Here is a 20,387-nt window from a genome sequence, read left to right as displayed (position 1 = left end):
ACCCATGCTGACGGCTCCCTTGGTGTCGAAAGTTTGACTCTGCCCTGAACACATCCGCCACGGGTGTTCATTCCCGCGTCCCGTAGTCATCCGCGGCCGCCGTCGGACGTGAGGGACAGCCCGGACAGCCAGTCGGTGACGGCGTCCGTGAGCAAGGTCATGGCCTCCTCCTGACCGATGTCGGCACTCTTGGGCACGGCGAAGCCGTGGTCGCCGTGCGGCACCTCCACGATCCGCGTGCCCTCGGGGAACTCCGCGGGGCGGCCGAAGGGGTCGCGCCCGCCCTGCACCACGAGCGCCGGCACGCCAGCACCGGTCAGCTCGTCGACGCGGGACTTCTCCGGCTTTCCCGGGGGATGCAGCGGGAACGACAGCGCGAGCACCGCCGCGGCGCCGAGCTCGCTGCCCGTACGGCACGCCACACGTGCCCCGGCGCTGCGCCCGCCCGCGACGACGGGGAGGCCCGGCGAGCACAGCGCGGGCCACAGTTCCCGCCAAGCGGCGTCGAGGGTCCTCGGCGCGGGCGCGACCTTCTTGCCGGCCACGCGCCACGGCTGCTCGACGAGCGCTACGGTGATCCCCGCCGGAGGAAGGACAGCGGCGAGCGCCCGCAGGTCCCGCGCCTCGATCCCGCCGCCCGCGCCGTGGCCGAGGGCGAGCACGGCACGGGCACCACGGGCGGTGTGCCAGGTGATGCGGGCGTCTCCGGCGGGTGTGGGGACGGTCCGGGCGCTCTGCGTGGCGTTCCCCTCGGTGGCGTTCCCCTCGGCCCCGGCGTGGTCGGCGTGCGCGCCCTGTCCGGCGCCTGCGGCTTTCTTGGTCATGGAAAGCCATCCTGCCCCGTCTCGTCCCCGTCCCTGTACCGTCCCCGTCACTGGTCGGCGCATCAGCGGATCCATGGCCCGTGGTCGTGGGCTCCGGCAGACCGCCGGTCCGTGTCCCCTGGTCAGTGGTCAGTCGTCAGTGGTCCCGTGGCCGGCGGCGGGCACGTCAGAACAGCGTGCCGACCTCAGGCCCGGTGAGCTCCCTGACGAGATCCGCGCCGTTGTTGCGCACGTTGCTCACTCCGGTGGAGACCGGGTACGCGCGCATCATCCCCGGGGGCGGGGGCTCCAGCAGCTCCCGCAGCTCCTCCTGCGGCCGGCGGGCCGGGTCCAGCCAGGCGTTCCAGCGGTCAGGGAGCAGCATCAGCGGCATCCGCGGGTGGATGTCCGCGAGCGACTTGGGACCGTCCTCGCCGGACGGCCCCGCCAGCGGCGCCGTCTCCGCCTCCGTGGTGACCACGGTGCAGGTGGTCCACCAGGCCCTGGGGTGGTCGTCGGGCAGCGTGCTGTCGCGCCAGAACTCGTACAGCCCGGCCATCGCCATCACGGATCCGTCCACGGGCGTCACGAAGTACGGCTGCTTCCGCGGCCGCTTCCTCTTCCCCTCCTGCTCCAGCTGGAGCTCGCCCTTGGCGGTTACCCATTCGAAGTAGCCGTCGGCCGGGAGGAGGCACCGGCGGGCAGCGAACGGCCGCCGGTACGCCGGCTTCTCGTGCACCGTCTCGGCCCTGGCGTTGATCATCTTCGCGCCCATGTCCGGCGACTGTGCCCACGCGGGTACGAGCCCCCACGTCAGGGTCCTCAACTGCCGCACGGGGCGCGGGTTCTGCGTTCCCTTCAAGGGGCGGTCAAGTATCGCGTGCACCTGCTTCGTGGGGGCGACGTTCCAGTCGGGCGCCAGGGTCTCGCTGGGCTCCCACATCTCCACACCGAAGAGCGCTACCAGATCCTCGGGTCTCCGGCTTGCTGCATAGCGTCCGCACATGAGTGCCACACTGCCACGGCACTGATGTGGAGCGCCCCGCGTTCACGGAGAAGCGCGTTCCGCTCAACGAGAAGGGGTGCGGGGCAGTTCATGCCGCGCCGGGAGGACAAAGGACAGAATGGACACGACGAGCATCGCCGGCCTGTGGGACCGGGTCTTCGGCACACAGCCCGACCCCGACCAGTGGCTGGTCCTCACCACCGCCGTCATAGCCCTCGCCGTCGTCGTACCGCACGGCGTGTGGCGATTGTCACGGAACGCGGTCACCATCGCGCACGAGGGCGGCCACGGTCTGATCGCCCTGCTGTCCGGACGGCAGCTGGAGGGAATCCGCCTGCACTCCGACACCTCCGGACTCACGCTCTCCCGCGGCAAGCCCACCGGCATCGGGATGGTTCTCACCGCGGCGGCGGGCTACGCGGCGCCCTCGCTGCTCGGTCTCGGCGGTGCGTGGCTGCTGGCCGCGAACCACATAACGCTCCTCCTATGGAGCGCCACCGCCCTGCTCCTGGCGATGCTCACCATGATCCGCAACGCCTACGGCGTTCTGACGGTCCTCCTCACCGGCGGCGCCTTCGTCCTCGTCTCCTGGCTGACGGAGCCGCAGGTGCAGGCGGGATTCGCCTACGTCGTGGTCTGGTTCCTGCTGCTCGGCGGCGTACGGCCGGTCTTCGAGCTCCAGGGGAAGCGCCGCCGCGGAGGCGCCCCGGACTCGGACGCGGACCAGCTCTCACGCCTGAGCCACCTGCCGGCCGCGGTCTGGCTGCTCCTCTTCCACCTGGTGTCGATGTGCTCGCTGATCGGCGGCGGGCGCTGGCTGCTCGGCCTGTGAGCCGTAGCGCGGGCCTCTGCGGAGGCCTGCGGAAACGCGGTCCGCTGCGGGCTTCCGCCGAGATCGGCGAACCGGCCGAACGACTAAGGTGAATCCCATGACCGAGCAGACCGTCTCCGCCCCTCTGTGGCCCGCGCCGTTCGCGCAAGCACCCGTCGACGCGACCGTCGCCGTGCCCGGTTCGAAGTCGGTCACCAACCGCGGTCTCGTGCTCGCCGCCCTGGCCGCGGACACCGGTGTGCTGCGCCGCCCGCTGCGCTCGCGGGACACGCTGCTGATGGCCGACGCCGTGCGCGCGCTCGGCGTGCACGTCGAGGAGGGTGTGGGCTCCGAGGGCACCGGAGAGTTCTGGCGCGTGATCCCGGCGGCACTGCGCGGTCCCGCCACCGCCGACGTCGGCAACGCGGGCACCGTGATGCGGTTCCTGCCGCCCCTCGCCGCACTCGCGGACGGCCCGGTGCGTCTCGACGGCGACCCCCGCTCGTACGAACGTCCGCTGCACGGAGTCATCGACGCACTGCGGGTGCTGGGCGCCCGCATCGACGACGACAGCCGGGGACGCCTGCCGATGACGGTGCACGGCACCGGTTCCCTCGCCGGCGGTGCCGTGGAGATCGACGCGTCGGCCTCCAGCCAGTTCGTGAGCGCGCTGCTGCTGTCCGGGCCGCGCTTCAACCAGGGCGTCGAGGTGCGTCACGTCGGTGCCTCTCTTCCCTCGATGCCTCATATCCGCATGACGATCGACATGCTCCGCAAGGCCGGGGCGCAGGTCGACGCGCCGGAGGACGGCGGCGAGCCCAACGTCTGGCGGGTCACGCCCGGGGCCCTCCTCGGCCGGGAGCTGGTCGTCGAGCCCGACCTGTCCAACGCACAGCCCTTCCTCGCCGCCGCCCTGGTCACGGGCGGCCGGGTCACCGTCCCCGACTGGCCGGAGCACACCACTCAGCCCGGGGACGCGCTGCGCCGCATCTTCACGGAGATGGGCGGCTCGTGCGTGCTGGACGAGCAGGGGCTGACCTTCACCGCAAGCGGCCGCATCCACGGCATCGACGTCGACCTGAGCGACGTCGGTGAGCTCACACCCGGCATCGCCGCCGTGGCCGCCCTGGCCGATTCGGAGTCGGTGCTGCGCGGCGTCGGCCATCTGCGCCTGCACGAGACGGACCGGCTCGCTGCGCTCACCAAGGAGATCAACGGTCTCGGCGGCGACGTCACCGAGACCGAGGACGGCCTGCGCATCCGCCCACGCCCCCTGCACGGCGGCGTCTTCCACACCTACGACGACCACCGCCTGGCCACCGCCGCTGCCCTTCTCGGTCTGGTGACCGAGGGCGTGAAGGTCGAGGACATCGCCACCACGGGCAAGACCCTCCCCGGCTTCGACGGCATGTGGGCCGAGATGCTCGGCGCGGACGGCGTGAACGGTACGAGCGGCGGCTCACGCGTCGAAGAGAGCGCCTGAGGGCGGGCCCGGCGATGCGCCGCTACGGCAAGCACACCGACGAGGACGACGTCCGCGTACGTCCCAACCGCAAGGGCAGCCGTCCGCGTACGCACACCCGCCCCAAGCACGAGGACGCGGCGCAGGGCATGGTGCTCACTGTCGACAGGGGCCGGTTCACCTGCCTCGTCGACGGGCGCACGATCACCGCGATGAAGGCGCGCGAACTCGGCCGCAAGGGCGTGGTCGTCGGTGACGAAGTGGCCGTCGTCGGCGACCTGTCCGGCGCCAAGGACACCCTCGCGCGCATCGTCCGCGTCGAGAAGCGCACGTCCGTGCTGCGGCGCACCGCCGACGACAACGACCCGTACGAACGTGTCGTCGTCGCGAATGCCGACCAGCTGGCCATCGTCACCGCGCTCGCCGACCCGGAACCACGGCCGCGCCTGATCGACCGCTGTCTGGTCGCCGCCTATGACGCCGGGCTGGATCCGCTGCTCGTACTGACCAAGTCCGATCTCGCCCCGGCCGAACCGCTGTTGGAGAAGTACACGCCCCTCGGCGTGCCACACGTCGTGACCAACCGCACCGAACTCGCCGACGGCGAGGCGGCGGAACGCGTGCGCGAATCGCTCTACGGGCGGGTCACCGTGTTCGTCGGGCACAGCGGCGTCGGCAAGACCACCCTGGTGAACGCCCTCGTACCCAAGGAGCGGCGACGCACCACCGGACACGTCAACGCCGTGACGGGGCGCGGTCGCCACACCACGACGTCCGCGCTCGCCCTGCCGCTCCGGGAAGAGGGGAGCTGGGTGATCGACACCCCGGGCGTGCGCTCCTTCGGGCTGCACCACGTCGACGCGTCGCGCGTCATCGGCGCCTTCCCCGACCTCGAACCGGGCACCGCCGAGTGCCCACGCGCGTGCAGCCACGACGAGCCGGACTGCGCCCTCGACCGGTGGGTCTCGGAGGGCCACGCCGACCCGCAGCGGCTTCACTCGCTGCGTAGGCTGCTGGCGACGCGCGAACTGCACGAAGGCGACTGAACACCACATAACGGTCATGCGCGGGCATAATCGCCCGGAAGTACACCGCCCACGCCCGGATCACGCCAGGCACGCGGACACGCACGCACGGAGGCAATCCACATGGCAGCGTGGCTGCTGGTCGTCGTCGCCGGGTTCCTGGAGACCGGGTTCGCCGTCTGCCTCAAGCTCTCCCACGGCTTCACCCGGCTGTGGCCCACCGTCGCCTTCTGCGTCTTCGCGCTCGGCAGCTTCGGACTGCTGACGCTCTCGCTGAAGCGCCTCGAGGTCGGCCCCGCCTACGCGGTCTGGACAGGCATCGGAGCAGCCGGCACGGCCGTGTACGGGATGCTCTTCCTCGGAGACGTCGTCTCCGCGCTGAAGCTGGTCTCGATCTCGCTGGTCGTCGTCGGGCTGGTGGGCCTGCAGCTCTCCGGAGCAGCACATTGAACCGGAGGCCCCACCCGAGGGCCGTCGCCTCGCTGATTCAACGGGGCTGCGCGAGCAGTGCCCGTACCACCTCGCGGATCTGACCCACCGCGTCCTCGTCGCGCCGATCCGAGGAAGGGGCGACCACGAACGACAGCGCGATCCGGATCCCTGCCTCGCATGCCAGGCCCAGCCGGCCGGAGGAACCGTTCGGGGAGAACCCGTCCATCATGCGCTTGCACAATGTGGCGGCCAGCGCCCCCGGTTCGCCGGGATGTACGACGGACGCGCCCGCGTCGGCGACGGTCGCGGCGTCGGGCAGCGGCATCGGCGTGCCCCAGCATCCCGTGAGCGCCGCGCGGACGATGGGTTCGTCACGGGCGGTCCGCAGCATCCATGCGGCCGCGGCCGCGAAGGAGGCCACCGGATCGGCGCCGCCGCGGCTCCCTTCGGCCGCCGCGCGCACCGCTCCCTCGACGAAGCCGTCAACCAGCCGGCTCACCAGGGCGGCACCGAGGCCCTCCTTCGTGCCGAACTCGTTGTAGAGCGTCTGCCGGGACACGCCTGCGGCGGTGGCGACGTCCACCATCCGCACTCCTGCCCATGGCTGTGTGCCGACGGCCGTATGTGCGGCTTCCAGCAAGGTCTCGCGTGCAGTAGGCATCGTGCCTCCGAACCCGGCGGCTGGGGTGCGGGACAGAATTGACGCGTCGCCAACTCCTGTCAAGACAGCGGGCGGACTCCCTGCACACGACCCCGGCACACGGGCCGCCATCCGTCCTCCCACGGTGCCTCCGGCACCACCCCTCGGCGCGAACGGACACACTCGCATGGCGTCCCGTGACCACTGCCCTGTGGCTGGCTATCCGGCTGGTCGATACTGTTCACACATGCCGGACTACCACGATGATCTGCGTCTCGCCCACGTTCTGGCCGACGCCGCGGACGCCACGACGATGGAGCGGTTCAAGGCTCTCGATCTCAAGGTCGAGACGAAACCGGACCTGACGCCGGTCAGCGAGGCCGACAAGGCTGCCGAGGAGCTGATCCGCACCTCGCTCAAGCGGACGCGCCCGCGCGACGCTGTGCTCGGCGAGGAGTTCGGCACGGACGGGCACGGCTCACGGCGCTGGGTCATCGATCCCATCGACGGGACGAAGAACTACGTCCGCGGAGTCCCCGTATGGGCGACCTTGATCGCCCTGACCGAGCTGGGCGAGGGCGGCGACCAGCCGGTGGTGGGCCTGGTCTCGGCCCCCGCGCTCAACCGGCGATGGTGGGCGGCGAAGGGTGGCGGCGCCTACACGGGGCGCAGCCTGTCGCAGGCCTCGCGTCTCCAGGTCTCCCGGGTGGAGTCCGTACGGGACGCCTCCTTCGGGTACTCCTCGCTGCACGGCTGGGAGGAGCGCGGCATGTTCCCGGGCTTCCTCGAGCTGACCCGTGACTGCTGGCGTACGCGGGGCTACGGGGACTTCTGGCCGTACATGATGGTCGCCGAGGGTTCGGTGGACGCGTGCGCCGAACCCGAGCTGTCGCTGTGGGACATGGCGGCACCCGCGATCATCGTGCAGGAGGCCGGCGGCACGTTCACCGGCCTTGACGGCAGGGTCGGCCCGCACAGCGGGAACGCCCTCGCCTCCAACGGCCTGCTGCACGAGGAAGTGCTCACCTATCTGACGGCGTAGACGTACGCGGGACACGCGAGGCGCGATGCGGGAAACACGCGCCCTGTCTGTCCGGGTACGTGCCCTTGTTGTGGTCCCGGAGCCATGTGAACATGTAGCTCCGTAAGCTTGTGACCTTGTGAATCTCTTCTCGAAGTGGAGAGGTTTCGCCAAGGAGGTGGACCACGAACATGCCCACCCTCGTCCGAGAAGCAATGACCACGGTCGTACTCACCATCGGTCCCGCCCACACACTCCGCCAGGCCGCCACGCTGATGTCGGCCCGTCGGGTCGGCGCAGCCGTGGTCTTCGACCCCGATACCAGCGGGCTCGGAATCCTCACCGAGCGCGACATCCTCAACTCCCTCGGCGCGGGCCAGGATCCCGACCAGGAGACGGCGCAGTCCCACACCACGACCGACGTCGTCTTCGCCACGGAGGAGTGGACGCTGGAGCAGGCGTCGGAAGCCATGACCCACGGCGGGTTCCGCCATCTGATCGTGCTGCACGAACAGGAGCCCGTCGGCATCGTGTCCGTACGGGACATCGTGCGCTGCTGGACCGGAAGAGCCGAGACCGTGGGAGCAGTGGGGGTGTGAGCAGGGCGCCCGCGCGGCACGCGAACGCGGCGGCGCGGACCTCACGCCCCTGAGCAACACCGGAGGGACCGTGCGACGGCACGGTCCCTCCGGGTTCTTACGGCGAGCTGCCGGATCAGCCGCGCAGGGCCTGAACCGCGGCCTCCAGCCGCTTGCCGTAGTCCTCCTCCGCCTTGCGGAAGTTCTCGATGGCGCGCTGGGCGATGTCCCCACACGAGACTGCGAGGGGCCTGCGTCGAGCTTGAACAGATCCTACATTGGACATTGTCCAGGTCAAGAACATGACGAAGTCCATACACGTTCTTTTCCCGGACCCCAGCACTGCTAGGGTTGCCGTATGAGCGACCTGCTGGAGCGACTCCGGGACCGGGGCTGGCGGCTCACCGCGCAGCGGCGAGTCGTGGCCGAGGTTCTGGACGGCGACCACGTGCACTACACGGCCGACGAGGTGCACGCACGCGCTGCCGTACGCCTGCCGGAGATCGCGCGGGCCACCGTCTACAACACGCTGAGCGAGCTCGTCTCCATCGGCGAGGTGATCGAGGTCAGCACCGACGGCCGCGCGAAGCGGTACGACCCCAACGCCCGTCATTCACATCAGCACTTGGTCTGCTCGAAGTGCGGCACGATCCGCGACGTGCACCCCTCCGGCGACCCGCTGGCCGGCCTTCCCGAGACCGAGCGCTACGGGTTCACGATCTCGGACGCCACGATCACCTACCGGGGCACCTGCCCCCAATGCGCCGCCGGCTGACACGGACGCTCCGTCACGGTCCGATCGGGCCGGAAGCCGGCCACCCGGCATATCCGCGAGACATGCGAAGGGCCCGGATCCTTGAGGATCCGGGCCCTTCGACTTCAGTAGCGGGGACAGGATTTGAACCTGCGACCTCTGGGTTATGAGCCCAGCGAGCTACCGAGCTGCTCCACCCCGCGCCGTTGTGCCGCAACTCTAACCCTGCGCCGACGACCAGCGCAAATCGCTTCCGTACAACCCGGCCGGGCCCGCGCCTGAGCGCGATCCGGCCCGGCCCGGACCGTACGGACCACCTCCCCGGACGGGACCGGCCGGACCGTCAGGCCGTGAGCTCCGAGTGCAGGGCGTCGTGCAGTTTGGCCGCGCGCGTGGCCACCTCGGACGGGCCCAGCTCGACCGCCCGCGCGCACCAGTGCTGCCCCGTCTCGAGCTCGCCCCGGCGTGCGCTCAGCAGCGCGAGACGCAGCGCCGCGCGCCCGTGCCCCGCCTCGGCCGCACGGGTCCACCACAGCGCAGCCTCCGGCTCGCTGCCCTCGCGGGCCAGCAACAGCCCCAGGTTGAACGCCCCGTTGGGGCTGCCCGCCGCCGCCGCGGACCGGTACCACCGCGCGGCGTCGACGATCTCGCCCCGCGCCGCCAGGCACATGCCGAAGCGCACCTGCGCACGCCGGTGACCCTGCTCGGCCGCGCGCTCGTACCACTCCTCGTGCTCGTCGCGGCTGCTCACGGACGCGGTCGCACCCGTCGAGTCGGCCTCCCGCGGGCTGCGGCGCTCCAGGAGCACGGCGAGCCGGAAGGCGCCCTCCACGCTGCCGGCGCCGGCGGCGGTGCGCAGCCGGCGCTCCGCCCCCTGCTCGTCGCCCTCCCTCAAAAGAGCGATGCCGACCTGCAGCGCGGCCTCCGCGTGCCCCGCCGACGCTGCCCGCGCGTACCAGACACGGGCCGTGCGGTGATCGCCACGGCCGACGTGCAGGATGCCCAGGTTGAAGGCGGCGTCGACGCTGCCGGCCTCCGCCGCCTTGGAGAACCAGGGCTCGGCGCCGTCCGCGTCGCCGCGCTGCAGCAGCAGCACCGCGAGCGCGTTGGCGGCCTCACGGTGACCGGCATACGCGGCGCGGCGGTACCACTGTTCGGCCTGAGCCGTGCGGCCCTGCGCCGCGCAGAGCAGCCCGAGGTTGAACGCGCCGTTGTCACAGCCCGCGTCGAGGGCGACGCGGTACCAGCGCTCCGCAGCCTGCCGCTCACCACGGTCGGCGTGGAGAGCACCCAGCGCGTTGGCGGCGTTGCCGTCGCCGTCCTCGGCGGCACGGCGCCACCAGACCGCAGCGCTCTCCTCGTCGCCCGCGTCCCGCAGCAGGAAGCCAAGGGCGCACGCGGCGCGCGGCTCACCCTCCTTCGCGGACGTGAGATACCAGCGGCCCGCCTCCTTCAGCTCGCCGCGGCGCTCCAGGATCGCGCCGAGCCGGAGCGCGGCGCGGCGGTGACCGCGGGCGGCAGCCTGCCTGTACCACTGCTCCGCCTCGCGCTCGACGGCCTCCACGGCCTCGTCGTCGTCCTCACCCTCACCGGTGACGTCGGCCCCGCGGGTGCTGATGATCTGCGCGAGCCGGTACGCGGCCTCACGGTGGCCCTGTTCGGCGGCGGCACGGAACCACGCCTCCGCGCCCTCCTCACCACGGTGGTCGAGCAGGTCCGCCAGGGCGTACGCGCCCAGCGCGTGCCCGCACTCGGCGGCGTGCAGCAGCCAGTAGTGCGCGGCGGCCTCGTCGCCGCGCTCACGGTGATATTTGCCGAGGGCGTGAGCCGCCGCTGCCGACCCGGCGACGGCGGCGACGCGCCACCAGCCCGCTGCCTCGTCGACGCAGCCCCTCTGGTGGAGCAGAACACCCAGATTGTTTGCCGCCGCACGGTCACCCCCTGCGGTGGCTGCCCGCAGCGGCGCCTCCGCCCCGTCGAGATCGCCGCGGCGAAGCAACCGAGCGCCGAGCACGCTCAGTTCGCCGACGTTGTCGACATCTCCCGCCCCACTGTCAACATCCGCTGGGGCCGTACCGGTACCCGGCGGAGCCTCCAGTCTCACCTTGTCCCCCATGAAGCCCATGTTCGCACCACCCGCAACGCACGTACACCTGGAATACCACCACCGGGTGAGGTCAATTCAGAGGTTTGTCGACTTCCCGACAGAGAGACACCTCAAACCGTCTGCCACGAAAGGGGATTGAGGTGTGATGCGTTGACACATGCGAAGGGCCCGGATCCTTGAGGATCCGGGCCCTTCGACTTCAGTAGCGGGGACAGGATTTGAACCTGCGACCTCTGGGTTATGAGCCCAGCGAGCTACCGAGCTGCTCCACCCCGCGCCGTTGTGTGACAACTCTACACCACGGTGCGGAGTGCTCCGCACCCGGGCGGTGGGGCCGCCCGGGTGCGCTCAACTACTCCTTCTTGGCGCCCTTTTCGGCGTCCTTCTCGGCGTCCTGCGCCTCCTGGATGGCGTCCCTGAGGTCGTCCTGCGCCTTGCCGTACGCCTTCCAGTCGCCCTTCTCCAGGGCGTCCTGGCCGGCGTCGTACGCGTCCTGAACGTTCTTCAGGGCTTCGCGCACCGATGCGTCACCGGACGCCGGCGGCTCCTCCGGCTGCTCGCCGGGATCGGACGCACCGGGATCGCCCTTGGCGTCGAAGACCTTGTCGAGGGCCTGGCCCAAGGTGTTCTCGAAGGCGATGCGTTCGCCGTACGTGACCAGAACCTTCCGCATGCGCGGGTAGTTGGTGCCGGCACCGCGCACGTACACCGGCTCGACGTAGAGCAGACCGCCCTCAAGAGGCACCGTCAGCAGGTTGCCGTACTCGATCTCCGAGTCGCCCCGCTTCAGCAGGTTGAGGGACTCGGCGATGCTGGGATCGGAGTTGAACTTGCTCTGCACCTGCGAGGGGCCGGACACCGTCGTGTTGGACGGCAGCCTCAGCATCTTGATCTTGCCGTATCCCGGGCTGCGCGGATCCGCCTCGATGGCCATGAACGCGCCCAGCGTCTCCCGCTTGTTGGGATTGAACGTCGTGGTCAGCGAGAACGCCTGCTTCTTCTCGTCGGGCATCTGAAGACTCAGGTAGTACGGCGGTACCGCGTTGCCCTTGTGCGTCGGGTCGTCCGGGATCTGCCAGCGCTCACTGCCGCTGTAGAACTGCGACGGCGACGTGACGTGATACCGGGTCAGCAGCTCGCGCTGGACCTTGAACAGGTCCTGCGGATAGCGCAGATGGTCCATCAGCTGGTCGCCGATCGCGCTCTTCGGCTTGACCGTGCCGGGGAAGGCCTTCATCCAGGTCTTCAGGACCGGGTCCTTCTTGTCCCACTGATACATCTTGACGTCGCCGCTGTAGGCGTCGACCGTCGCCTTGACCGAGTTGCGGATGTAGTTGACGCGGTTCTGCCTGGCGACCACTGCGCGCTGACCGTCCGTCAGCGAGTCCTCCGTGGTGTCGCCGAGGGTCGTACGCGAGGAGTACGGGTAGTTGTCGGACGTCGTGTAGGCGTCGATGATCCACTTGATCCGGCCGTTGACGACAGCCGGGTAGGGGTCGCCGTCGATCGTCAGCCACGGCGCGACCGCCTCGACGCGCTCCTTCGGTGTCCGGTTGTAGAGGATCCGGGAGCCCTCGCCGATCGCTCCGGAGTAGAGGATCTGCGGCTCGTTGAAGTTCACGGCGTACGCAGCACGGTTGACCGGGTTGGCGAGGTTGACCCCGCTCTTGCCCTTGTACGTGTACGTCTTCTCGCCCTTGTCGTCCGCGTAGTCCAGCTCCTTCTGCGGACCGCCGACGATCGAGTACTGGTTGGTCTTCTCGCCGTAGTAGACGCGACCCTGGTACTTGCCCTTGTCGCCCTTGGGCGGAAGGTCCTGCTCGGTGAAGGACGGTGCGCCGTCCTTGTCGACCGTGGTGCCCTTGGCCGCGACCATGCCGTAGCCGTGGGTGTACTTGAAGTGCTCGTTGATCCAGTTCTTCTCGGGGATGCCGTCCGTGTTGATCTCGCGCAGACCGACGACGGTGTCCTGCTCCCTGCCGTCCTTGTTCTTGTAGCGGTCCACGTCGAGCACGGCGGGGAACTGGTAGTAGCCCCTGACCTGCTGCTTCTGCTGGAAGGTCGGCGAGACGACGTTCGGGTCGAGAAGACGCGTGCTCGCCGTGGTCGCGGCGGCGTCGCGCAGCTGCTGCTTGCCCGCCTTGCTCGTGCCCGAGTAGTCCTTCACCTGTGAGTCGTCGATGCCGTAGGCCTCACGCGTGGCCTTGATGTTCTTCTTGATGTACGGCGTCTCCTTAGCCTGCTCGTTCGGCTGGACCTGGAACTTCTGGACTATCGCCGGGTACAGGCCGCCGATCAGGATCGCCGAGAGGACCATCAGCCCGAAGCCGATCACCGGCAGCTGCCAGGTGCGGCGCCAGATGGTCGCGAAGAAGAGCAGGGCGCAGATGATCGCGATGCAGAAGAGGATGGTCTTCGCCGGGAGATAGGCGTTCGCGTCGACGAACTTCAGACCCGTCCAGTTGTCGGTCGCCTTGAAGTCGCCGGACTTCACGGCCAGCCCGTACCTGTCCAGCCAGTAGGCCACGGCCTTGAGGGCGACGAAGAAGCCCAGCAGCACGGACAGATGGCCCGTGGCCTGCGCCGTGGCGCGGGCACCCGGGGTGGTCACGCGCAGGCCGCCGTAGAGGTAGTGCACCAGCGCGGACGCGATCAGCGACAGGACCACCGCGGCGAAGCCGAAGGCGAGCAGGAAGCGGTACCAGGGCAGGTCGAAGGCGTAGAAGGAGACGTCCTTGCCGAACTGCGGGTCCGTCTTGCCGAACGGCACGGAGTTGACCCACAGCAGCCACGTGCGCCACTGCCCGGCCGCCGAGGCGCCGGCGATCAGCCCGACGAGAGCCGTCACGCCGAGCAGCACCCACTTCTTGTACGGGGCGATGCTCATCCGGTAGCGGTCGAGGCTCTGCTGCTCGAGCGACATGGCGCTGAGCGGCGGCCGCATGCGGTGCGCGATCCAGATGTTGAGCCCGACGGCCGCCGACATCAGCAGACCGAAGACGGCGAACATGCCGACCTTCGTCCACAACGTCTTGGTGAAGACCGCGCTGTACTGGACCGAGCGGTACCAGAGCCAGTCGGTCCAGAACCCGGCGAACATGACGAAGAGCATGGCGAGCACCGCCAGCACGCCTACGGTCATCAGCAGCGTACGGGCACGCCTGGACGGCCGACCCACTCTGATCCGTGGCCCTGATGGACCGCCTGAACCACGGTCCGGCATCTGGAAAGCCAAGGTGCGCACCTCGAAGATCGCTGTGACAAGAAGGGCCCAGCATCGTAAGCCCACTCATGCAACTTAACGAAGCTTTACCCAGTTCCCGATCCCGGGGTGGAAGCGGGCACGATATACCCATGGACAACCTCCCCACCGACGGCACGCCCCTGGCCTCCGACCCGCTCACCCGAGCGGTGCTGGAACTCGACGAGTACGCGGCAGGTCTGGGCTGGGACCAGCCGAGCCGGCTGTTCGCCCTGGTCGACACCGCGCGACTGCGCGCGGAAGAGCCCGAACTCGCAGGTCAGCTCGGTTTCGACGACACCGGCCAGTCGGCCTCCGCCCTCACGCCCGTCGAGCAGGACGAGCTGCCCACGGGTGCTCCCCTCGATGAATTCCTGGCGACGATCGCCTGGCCCGAGGCCGTCACGGGCTGCGCGATGACTGTCGAGCGGCTGATGCTGCCCCGGTCCGCGGAGGAAGAGGTGCCCGAAAATCTCCAGCTGGAGGGGGCCGAAAACGAGCTCGCCGAGTGGGTCGCCGAACACCCCGAACGCCAGGAGGTGCGGCTCACGGTCGCCGTGCTGCGTGACGGCACACGTGAATCGGCTCTGCGCCTGCGCTCGAAGGACGACACGACAGAGGTGCTGACAGGGGCGGGCCTGGTGCCCGGGCTGGCCGACGCGCTGGCGGCGACGTTCGAGGAGTGATCGACGAGGGCCGCTCCGCAGGGCCGTGACCTGGGAGAAGCGCCCTGCCGGGGACGAGGACCGAGGCCGTCAGCCCGCCTTGCAGCGCGGGAGGGCGGCCGTGTCGTCGTCGCGGATCTTCTTCAGCGCGTTCATGGCGTCGTGCATGGTGCCCGTCTTCACGAGGGTGAGGCCGGCCGGCTTGTCCTTGGCAGCTGTAGGGCAGTTGGCAGACGGTGTCAGGAAGTACTTGGCACCCTTGGCGCGTGCGGCGACGGTCTTCATCTGGATACCGCCGATGGCTCCGACCTTGCCCTTGTCGTCGATGGTGCCGGTACCCGCGATGAAGGAGCCGCCCGTGAGGTCCTCGCGGGTCAGCTTGTCGACTATCCCGAGCGAGAACATAAGGCCCGCGCTGGGACCGCCGACGTCGGCGAGCTTGATGTCGATGTCGAACGGGAAGATGTGACCGGCCGCGGGCTGGATGCCCACTATCGCGCGCCCGTCGTCCCCTGCCTTCTTCGTGCCGACGACCACCTGCCGCGCGTCACGCGGCGAGGGCTTCTTCCCCGCCTTCTGTGCCGCCTTGACGTCCGCAGCCGGGATGACCGTGAAGCGGACCTTCTCGCCCGGCTTGTGCTTGGTCACGATGTCCGCGACGCCCTTGGGGTCCTTGACCGCCTTGCCGTCGACGGTGCGGATGAGATCACCGGCGTGCAGCTTGCCCTCGGAGGCCCCGCCCTTCACGACGGACCCGACGATGATGTGGGTGGGCACCCGGATCCCCAGCTCCCTCAGCGCCGACACCTTCGCACTCTCCTGCGAGGCGCTGAACTCCTCCGCGTTCTGCTGGTCGACCTCCTTGGCCGACTTGTTCTCCGGGTAGAGCGTCGAATGTGGAACCACCGCGCTGTCGTGCTGCAGCCAGCCGCCGACGGCCTCCAGCAGATTCATGCGGTAGTCGGCGCCGGTGACGCGGACCGTCGTCATGTTCAGATGGCCCGACGTCTCGTACGTCCTGTGCTCCTTGATGTTGAGCACCGGGTCCCCGTCGTGCTCACCGAGCGTGTTGACGGTGGGCCCGGGCGACATCTCTGCGTAAGGCACCTTGATCAGCAGCCCGGCACAGAGCATCGCTATGAGAAGCAGCGTGGACGCGAGCATCGTCGCGGTGCGTCGTGGCATGGCACGACAGTACGGGAAGGGACCGTCAGTCCGCCGTGCGGGCGGAACGATCCGTGGCCTGCGCGGCGGCTGTCACAACGGGCTCCGCGGGAGGTTCCGTACGGAATCCCCCAGCGGCCTCGTCGACGCGCGAGCGTTCCATCGCCGCGCGGAATCGTTCGTAGCCGGCGACGCCCGCGGAATCCGGGATTCCCGTCCGACGCTTGCTGGCCCAGCTGCCCCAGACACCGGCAGCGACCGCAGCCATGATCGGAATCAGCAACCAGGAGAGTGCCGCCATGATGACCTCCCGACCCCTTGTTCAGAACGCTGTCCGACCGAGTCCTGCCGGGCAGAACGGCCGATGAGCAGATTAACTCCCGGCATGACAACGCTCTTTCCCGGGATCCGGTTCCGCAACCGGAATGTGCACCGTACGGGTGCGCCGATCGCCTCCCCCGGTGACGCCACTACGCCGACCCGCCCACCGGGCGCACGGTCACAGCGCAGGGCGGACTGCCCCGGCGTCAGGGGTGTCGGAGGCCGCCCCGCCGCGAGCCGGAACCGGAGGGCACCGGGCCTCCTGGCCGCGGCCCGTCAGTGACGGCGCTACGCGCCACCCCCCGCCCGTCACCCGGCCACCCCCCTCAATGATGGCGTTACGCGCCAACCCACTCTTCTGTCCCGTCCGCGAAGACCTGGTGCTTCCAGATGGGGACCTCGCGCTTGAGGTCGTCGACGAGGCGGTGGCACGCCTCGAACGCCTCCGCGCGGTGAGGGCAGGAGACTGCCACGACCACTGCCAGGTCGCCGATGGCCAGCTCGCCGACCCGGTGCACGGCCGCGAGTGCCCTCACCGGGAAGTCGGCGGCGGTCTTCTCCGCGACCCGCCGCAGTTCGGCCTCAGCCGTGGGATGCGACGAGTACCCCAGACGGGTGACGTCCGCGCCGCCGTCGTGATCACGCACCGTGCCGACGAAGAGCGCGGTGCCACCGGAGGAGTCGTCACCGACGGCCCTGAACACCTCGTCGACGGAGAGGGGTGCGTCGCGGATGCCGAGCAGTCTGATGGGGTCGGTGGCCGCCCGCTCGCCGGGGTGTTCGTGTTTCTGTGCCATGGCTTCATGCTGCCCCACGCCCGGCACCGAGGGAACTGCCCCTCCTCGCCCGCCGCTACAGGCCGCGGCGCTTGCGTGCCCTCCGCACCAGTGCTGCCGTGCCCAGGAGTGCCACGGTCGCACCCGCGCCCGCGGCGGTCGCGGCTTCCGTACGTCCGAGCCTGCGGCCTGCCAGCGTGTGACGGCCGGCGACCTCCTCCAGCAGCTCCGCGAGCACCTCTTCGTTCGTCCAGCGGGGGCGCCAGCCGGCGTCGTGCAGGCGGGCGCCGGAGACGACCCACGGGTGCATCGTGTAGGCGAGGTCGCCCGCCGGCGAGGGCGTCAGGCCCAGCCGGTGCAGCCGTGAGGCGGCTCCGAGTGCGACAGCCGACGGCAGCTCCATGCGGCGGATGCCGGTGAGTTCCTCGACCTCCTCCTGCTCGAGCCAGCCGTCGCAGCCCACGGCCATCTCGCCGTCGGCCTTCTCCAGGACGGCGAACTCCAGCGCGCTCACCAGGTCCTCGACGTGGCAGAACTGCCAGCAGGGGCGCGAATCGGCGACGACCAGCAACCGGGGCGACTCGAAATAGCGGGTCAGCGCGGTATCCATGCCCGCGCCAACGAGCACCGAGGGGCGCACGACCGTCACGTTGAGCCCCGGATGGGCCCGGGGCGCCCGGCGTGCGAGCCGTTCGATCTCCAGGAGGTCACCTACGGCGGTGGCCTCGGCGGTGGCCCGCAGCTCGGCGTCCTCGGAGAGCGGGACGTCGTTGTCCGGCAGGGCCCCGTAGACCATCGTCGAGGTGCACAAGATGACGCGGGGGACGCCCGCTGCCGCCGCCGCTGTCAGCACGGTCTGCGTCCCGCGGACGTTGAGCGCGGTACGGGCCGTGGGGTCCGTCTCCAGGTCCAGGTCGAGAGCCAGATGCACGACAACGTCAACGGGATCGCCCTCGTTGCGCAGACGGTCGGCGATCGCCGGGTCACGCACGTCGAGGGTGTGCCACTGGGCCTCGCTGACCTCACCGCGACGCTCGTCCAGCGCGATGACGCTCTTGATCTCCTCCGATGCCGCGAGCCGCTCCGTCAGCAGCGCGCCCACTCCTGACGCGGCACCCGTGACGGCGACGGTCGGGGTTCGCGCTGCGCGAACGTTGCTGTCGGAGGAACTCACCAGTCGTCTCCAGCGGTTGTTTCTGGTAGGAGGTGCGCAAGCTCCATCCTGCCTGACACGTGTCTAGGCTGGAGGTGGAGCCTGTGACACCTGAGCAGGCTCGCCCGTGTCCCGATTGGTCCACTTCGACCAGTCGAGACAGTCCAACGTAGTCCACGCACCGGTCCCTGCGAGCAGGCCGCCGACGCAGCGGCGCACCCTCCCGCGAGACCCGCACGACTGTACGAAGACCCACGAGACCCATACGACAGAGCCGAGGAAACCCGTGAGTGACACCCCATTCGGATTCGGCGTACCTCCTGAGGAGCCCGAAGACGGGGACGAGGGCAAGAAGAAGGGCGACGGCGCGGGCCAGGGCGGCCAGGGCGACCGGAGCGGCCAGGGAAACACTCCGAACCCCTTCGGCTTCGGCGGCGGCACCGGCGGGCCCGCGGCGGACAACCCGCTGGCGGCGATGTTCGGTTCGCTCGGCGGCGGTCAGGGAGGCATGGACCCGAACGACCTTGGCGCGGCCTTCCAGAAGCTGGGCCAGATGCTCTCGTTCGAGGGCGGCCCCGTGAACTGGGACATGGCCAAGGACATCGCCCGGCAGACGGTCGCCGCCGGGGTCCCGGGAAGCGGCTCCAGTCCGGAAGGCCAGGGTGGCCAGGGGACAGGCACCAAGGACGCCAGCATCGGCCCCAAGGACCGGGCTGCCGTCGAGGAGGCCGTGCGCCTGGCGGACCTGTGGCTGGACGGTGTGACGTCGCTGCCGTCCGGGTCCACCACGGCTGAGGCGTGGAGCCGTGCGGAGTGGGTCGAGAACACACTGCCCGTGTGGAAGGACCTGGTCGACCCCGTCGCGGAGCGCGTCGGCGCGGCGATGGCCGAGGTCCTGCCCGAGGAGATGCAGGCCATGGCGGGCCCGCTCCTCGGAATGATGCGTTCCATGGGCGGCGCGATGTTCGGTACGCAGATCGGGCAGGCGCTGGGCGTTCTGGCGGGCGAGGTGGTCGGTTCTTCGGACATCGGACTGCCGCTCGGGCCTGACGGAAAGGCCGCGCTCCTGCCGACGAACATGTCCGCGCTCGGCGAGGGTCTCGGCGTGCCGCAGGAAGAGGTACGGCTGTATCTGGCGCTGCGGGAGGCCGCTCACCAGCGCCTCTTCATGCACGTCCCGTGGCTGCGCTCGCATCTGTTCGGCGCGGTGGACGGATACGCACGCGGGATCAAGGTCGACACCTCCAAGCTCGAGGACGTCGTCGGGCAGTTCGACCCGCAGAACCCCGAGGAGCTTCAGCAGGCCCTTCAGCAGGGCATGTTCCAGCCGGAGGACACCCCTGAGCAGCGCGCCGCCAAGGCGCGGCTGGAGACAGCTCTGGCACTGGTCGAGGGCTGGGTCGACGCGGTCGTGCACGCCGCGGCCGAGCCGCACCTGCCCTCCGCGTCCGCGCTGCGCGAGACGCTGCGCCGCCGCCGTGCGTCCGGCGGCCCCGCGGAGCAGACCTTCGCCACCCTGATCGGGCTCGAGCTGCGTCCGCGCAGGCTCCGTGACGCCTCACGGCTGTGGGCCTCGCTGACGGACGCTCGCGGCGCCGACGGACGTGACGGATTGTGGGCGCACCCCGACATGCTGCCGACGGCTGACGATCTGGACGACCCGGACGGCTTCGTCCACCGCGAGAACGCCGACTTCTCGGAGCTCGAGTCGCTGCTGGGAGACGCCGCGGCGGGGAACTCGAGCAGCAGCCGCGCCGACACCGAGGACCGGACTCGCGCCGAAACCGAGGGCGAGACCCGCGGTGACGGCGACGAGGACGGGGGCAGCGAGGGCGACGACGGCGGAAAGAAGCTGTGAGCCTGCACGAAAGCGCGACGCGGACGCTGACGGAGTGGTCCCCCGGGGCCGACGACGGGCAGGAGGGACTGCGCCGCGACTATCTCGCGTACCTCCGGGCCCATGAGGACGCCATGTGGAAGGCGTGCTCCGACGGTCACCTCACCGCGAGCGCCCTCGTGGTCGACCCGGCCGGGGGCCGCGTGCTGCTGACGCTGCACCGGAAGCTGAAGATGTGGCTGCAGATGGGCGGCCACTGCGAGCCGGAGGACACCACGCTGGCCGAGGCCGCGCTGCGCGAGGCCCGGGAGGAATCCGGGATCGACGGGCTGACCCTGCTGCCCGGCGGGCCGCTGCGTCTCGACCGCCATCTCACGCCGTGCACCTGGCACTTGGACGTGCAGTACGCGGCCCTCGCTCCCGAGGGGGCCCTGGAGCGGGTGAGTGAGGAATCGCTGGATCTGCGCTGGTACGGCTACGACGAAGTGGCGGCGGCCGCCGACGAGTCGGTGGTGAGGCTCACCGAGTGCGCACGCGCGCTCGTCGGGGACGGAGGGCTCACGGGCGGAGGGCGCTGAAAGCGCCCGGGGC

Annotated in this window: 20 protein-coding genes and 2 tRNA genes; 10 read left to right on the top strand and 12 right to left on the bottom strand. The window is 70.1% G+C overall.

Annotated features, from left to right (window positions below; translation table 11 throughout):
- Positions 1-86: 86 nt before the first annotated feature.
- Positions 87-824 carry an alpha/beta hydrolase family protein gene (locus tag I004_RS0102355; protein ID WP_486579680.1) on the bottom strand — a complete coding sequence of 246 codons (738 nt, stop codon included), beginning with the start codon at positions 822-824 and terminating at the stop codon, positions 87-89.
- Between the two features lie 166 nt (positions 825-990).
- Positions 991-1,809: an SOS response-associated peptidase gene (locus tag I004_RS0102350; protein WP_028434175.1), complete on the bottom strand. Its 819-nt coding sequence runs from the start codon at positions 1,807-1,809 to the stop codon at positions 991-993.
- Positions 1,810-1,927: 118 nt separating this feature from the next.
- Here I004_RS0102350 and I004_RS0102345 point away from each other — a divergent pair, with 118 nt between their 5' ends.
- The 4 genes from I004_RS0102345 (at position 1,928) to I004_RS0102330 (ending at position 5,557) form a co-directional block, all read left to right on the top strand.
- Entirely contained in the window at positions 1,928-2,641 is a 714-nt protein-coding gene (locus tag I004_RS0102345; RefSeq protein ID WP_028434174.1) for a M50 family metallopeptidase, read from the top strand.
- A gap of 97 nt (positions 2,642-2,738) precedes the next feature.
- Positions 2,739-4,103: a 3-phosphoshikimate 1-carboxyvinyltransferase gene (gene aroA / locus I004_RS31665; protein ID WP_051344600.1), complete on the top strand. Its 1,365-nt coding sequence runs from the start codon at positions 2,739-2,741 to the stop codon at positions 4,101-4,103.
- 14 nt (positions 4,104-4,117) lie between these two features.
- Complete coding sequence (rsgA, locus tag I004_RS0102335; RefSeq protein WP_028434173.1) at positions 4,118-5,128, top strand: ribosome small subunit-dependent GTPase A; 1,011 nt, start codon at positions 4,118-4,120, stop codon at positions 5,126-5,128.
- A 102-nt stretch (positions 5,129-5,230) separates the two neighbouring features.
- On the top strand, positions 5,231-5,557 hold the full coding sequence (locus I004_RS0102330) for a DMT family transporter (RefSeq protein WP_037974579.1): 327 nt from the start codon (positions 5,231-5,233) through the stop codon (positions 5,555-5,557).
- 37 nt (positions 5,558-5,594) lie between these two features.
- Here I004_RS0102330 and I004_RS0102325 read toward each other — a convergent pair whose 3' ends face one another.
- On the bottom strand, positions 5,595-6,200 hold the full coding sequence (locus tag I004_RS0102325; protein WP_051344599.1) for a TetR/AcrR family transcriptional regulator: 606 nt from the start codon (positions 6,198-6,200) through the stop codon (positions 5,595-5,597).
- Positions 6,201-6,426: 226 nt separating this feature from the next.
- Here I004_RS0102325 and hisN point away from each other — a divergent pair, with 226 nt between their 5' ends.
- Both hisN and I004_RS0102315 read left to right on the top strand, forming a co-directional pair.
- Entirely contained in the window at positions 6,427-7,221 is a 795-nt protein-coding gene (gene hisN, locus I004_RS0102320) for a histidinol-phosphatase (protein ID WP_028434170.1), read from the top strand.
- 170 nt (positions 7,222-7,391) lie between these two features.
- Positions 7,392-7,799 carry a CBS domain-containing protein gene (locus I004_RS0102315; RefSeq protein WP_028434169.1) on the top strand — a complete coding sequence of 136 codons (408 nt, stop codon included), beginning with the start codon at positions 7,392-7,394 and terminating at the stop codon, positions 7,797-7,799.
- Between the two features lie 115 nt (positions 7,800-7,914).
- Here the strand turns inward: I004_RS0102315 and I004_RS0102310 are convergent, their stop codons facing one another.
- Entirely contained in the window at positions 7,915-8,064 is a 150-nt protein-coding gene (locus I004_RS0102310) for a catalase family protein (RefSeq protein WP_158676979.1), read from the bottom strand.
- 72 nt (positions 8,065-8,136) lie between these two features.
- Between I004_RS0102310 and I004_RS0102305 the strand changes: the two genes are divergently transcribed.
- Positions 8,137-8,553 carry a Fur family transcriptional regulator gene (locus tag I004_RS0102305; protein ID WP_028434167.1) on the top strand — a complete coding sequence of 139 codons (417 nt, stop codon included), beginning with the start codon at positions 8,137-8,139 and terminating at the stop codon, positions 8,551-8,553.
- Between the two features lie 108 nt (positions 8,554-8,661).
- Here I004_RS0102305 and I004_RS0102300 read toward each other — a convergent pair.
- From I004_RS0102300 to I004_RS0102285, 4 genes are all read right to left on the bottom strand, one after another.
- Positions 8,662-8,735, bottom strand: a tRNA-Met gene (locus I004_RS0102300).
- Positions 8,736-8,875: 140 nt separating this feature from the next.
- Positions 8,876-10,657, bottom strand: coding sequence for an SEL1-like repeat protein (locus tag I004_RS0102295; RefSeq protein ID WP_106965228.1), 1,782 nt, complete (start codon positions 10,655-10,657; stop codon positions 8,876-8,878).
- Between the two features lie 185 nt (positions 10,658-10,842).
- Positions 10,843-10,916: transfer RNA gene (locus I004_RS0102290), tRNA-Met, on the bottom strand.
- A 75-nt stretch (positions 10,917-10,991) separates the two neighbouring features.
- Positions 10,992-13,883, bottom strand: a complete 2,892-nt coding sequence (locus tag I004_RS0102285; RefSeq protein ID WP_199779311.1) for a UPF0182 family protein — start codon at positions 13,881-13,883, stop codon at positions 10,992-10,994.
- 110 nt (positions 13,884-13,993) lie between these two features.
- On the opposite strand from I004_RS0102285, the gene I004_RS0102280 reads away from it, so the two are divergent.
- On the top strand, positions 13,994-14,566 hold the full coding sequence (locus tag I004_RS0102280) for a PPA1309 family protein (protein ID WP_028434164.1): 573 nt from the start codon (positions 13,994-13,996) through the stop codon (positions 14,564-14,566).
- Positions 14,567-14,635: 69 nt separating this feature from the next.
- Here I004_RS0102280 and I004_RS0102275 read toward each other — a convergent pair whose 3' ends face one another.
- From I004_RS0102275 to I004_RS0102260, 4 genes are all read right to left on the bottom strand, one after another.
- Positions 14,636-15,730, bottom strand: a complete 1,095-nt coding sequence (locus I004_RS0102275; RefSeq protein WP_028434163.1) for a PDZ domain-containing protein — start codon at positions 15,728-15,730, stop codon at positions 14,636-14,638.
- A 25-nt stretch (positions 15,731-15,755) separates the two neighbouring features.
- On the bottom strand, positions 15,756-16,010 hold the full coding sequence (locus tag I004_RS31660) for a hypothetical protein (protein ID WP_037974576.1): 255 nt from the start codon (positions 16,008-16,010) through the stop codon (positions 15,756-15,758).
- Between the two features lie 358 nt (positions 16,011-16,368).
- Entirely contained in the window at positions 16,369-16,827 is a 459-nt protein-coding gene (locus tag I004_RS0102265) for a molybdopterin synthase catalytic subunit (RefSeq protein ID WP_028434162.1), read from the bottom strand.
- 55 nt (positions 16,828-16,882) lie between these two features.
- Complete coding sequence (locus tag I004_RS0102260; protein WP_028434161.1) at positions 16,883-17,980, bottom strand: SDR family oxidoreductase; 1,098 nt, start codon at positions 17,978-17,980, stop codon at positions 16,883-16,885.
- Between the two features lie 265 nt (positions 17,981-18,245).
- Between I004_RS0102260 and I004_RS0102255 the strand changes: the two genes are divergently transcribed.
- Both I004_RS0102255 and I004_RS0102250 read left to right on the top strand, forming a co-directional pair.
- Complete coding sequence (locus I004_RS0102255) at positions 18,246-19,817, top strand: zinc-dependent metalloprotease (protein ID WP_028434160.1); 1,572 nt, start codon at positions 18,246-18,248, stop codon at positions 19,815-19,817.
- Positions 19,814-20,374, top strand: coding sequence for an NUDIX hydrolase (locus I004_RS0102250; RefSeq protein WP_028434159.1), 561 nt, complete (start codon positions 19,814-19,816; stop codon positions 20,372-20,374). The genes I004_RS0102255 and I004_RS0102250 overlap by 4 nt, the downstream gene beginning before the upstream one ends.
- The last annotated feature ends 13 nt before the right edge of the window (positions 20,375-20,387 follow it).

It is taken from the genome of Streptomyces sp. TAA486, assembly GCF_000426165.1.
Note: the sequence above shows the minus strand (reverse complement) of the source record. Positions and strands in the feature narration are given on the sequence as shown.

Coding starts and splice junctions, on each gene's coding strand:
- aroA (WP_051344600.1), top strand. CDS start 2,739: ATGACCGAGCAGACCGTCTCCGCCCCTCTGTGGCCCGCGCCGTTCGCG.
- I004_RS0102350 (WP_028434175.1), bottom strand. CDS start 1,809: ATGTGCGGACGCTATGCAGCAAGCCGGAGACCCGAGGATCTGGTAGCG.
- I004_RS0102330 (WP_037974579.1), top strand. CDS start 5,231: ATGGCAGCGTGGCTGCTGGTCGTCGTCGCCGGGTTCCTGGAGACCGGG.
- I004_RS0102345 (WP_028434174.1), top strand. CDS start 1,928: ATGGACACGACGAGCATCGCCGGCCTGTGGGACCGGGTCTTCGGCACA.
- I004_RS0102265 (WP_028434162.1), bottom strand. CDS start 16,827: ATGGCACAGAAACACGAACACCCCGGCGAGCGGGCGGCCACCGACCCC.
- I004_RS0102325 (WP_051344599.1), bottom strand. CDS start 6,200: ATGCCTACTGCACGCGAGACCTTGCTGGAAGCCGCACATACGGCCGTC.
- rsgA (WP_028434173.1), top strand. CDS start 4,118: ATGCGCCGCTACGGCAAGCACACCGACGAGGACGACGTCCGCGTACGT.
- I004_RS0102295 (WP_106965228.1), bottom strand. CDS start 10,657: ATGGGCTTCATGGGGGACAAGGTGAGACTGGAGGCTCCGCCGGGTACC.
- I004_RS0102305 (WP_028434167.1), top strand. CDS start 8,137: ATGAGCGACCTGCTGGAGCGACTCCGGGACCGGGGCTGGCGGCTCACC.
- I004_RS0102280 (WP_028434164.1), top strand. CDS start 13,994: ATGGACAACCTCCCCACCGACGGCACGCCCCTGGCCTCCGACCCGCTC.
- hisN (WP_028434170.1), top strand. CDS start 6,427: ATGCCGGACTACCACGATGATCTGCGTCTCGCCCACGTTCTGGCCGAC.
- I004_RS0102315 (WP_028434169.1), top strand. CDS start 7,392: ATGCCCACCCTCGTCCGAGAAGCAATGACCACGGTCGTACTCACCATC.
- I004_RS0102275 (WP_028434163.1), bottom strand. CDS start 15,730: ATGCCACGACGCACCGCGACGATGCTCGCGTCCACGCTGCTTCTCATA.
- I004_RS31660 (WP_037974576.1), bottom strand. CDS start 16,010: ATGGCGGCACTCTCCTGGTTGCTGATTCCGATCATGGCTGCGGTCGCT.
- I004_RS0102310 (WP_158676979.1), bottom strand. CDS start 8,064: ATGTCCAATGTAGGATCTGTTCAAGCTCGACGCAGGCCCCTCGCAGTC.
- I004_RS0102355 (WP_486579680.1), bottom strand. CDS start 824: ATGACCAAGAAAGCCGCAGGCGCCGGACAGGGCGCGCACGCCGACCAC.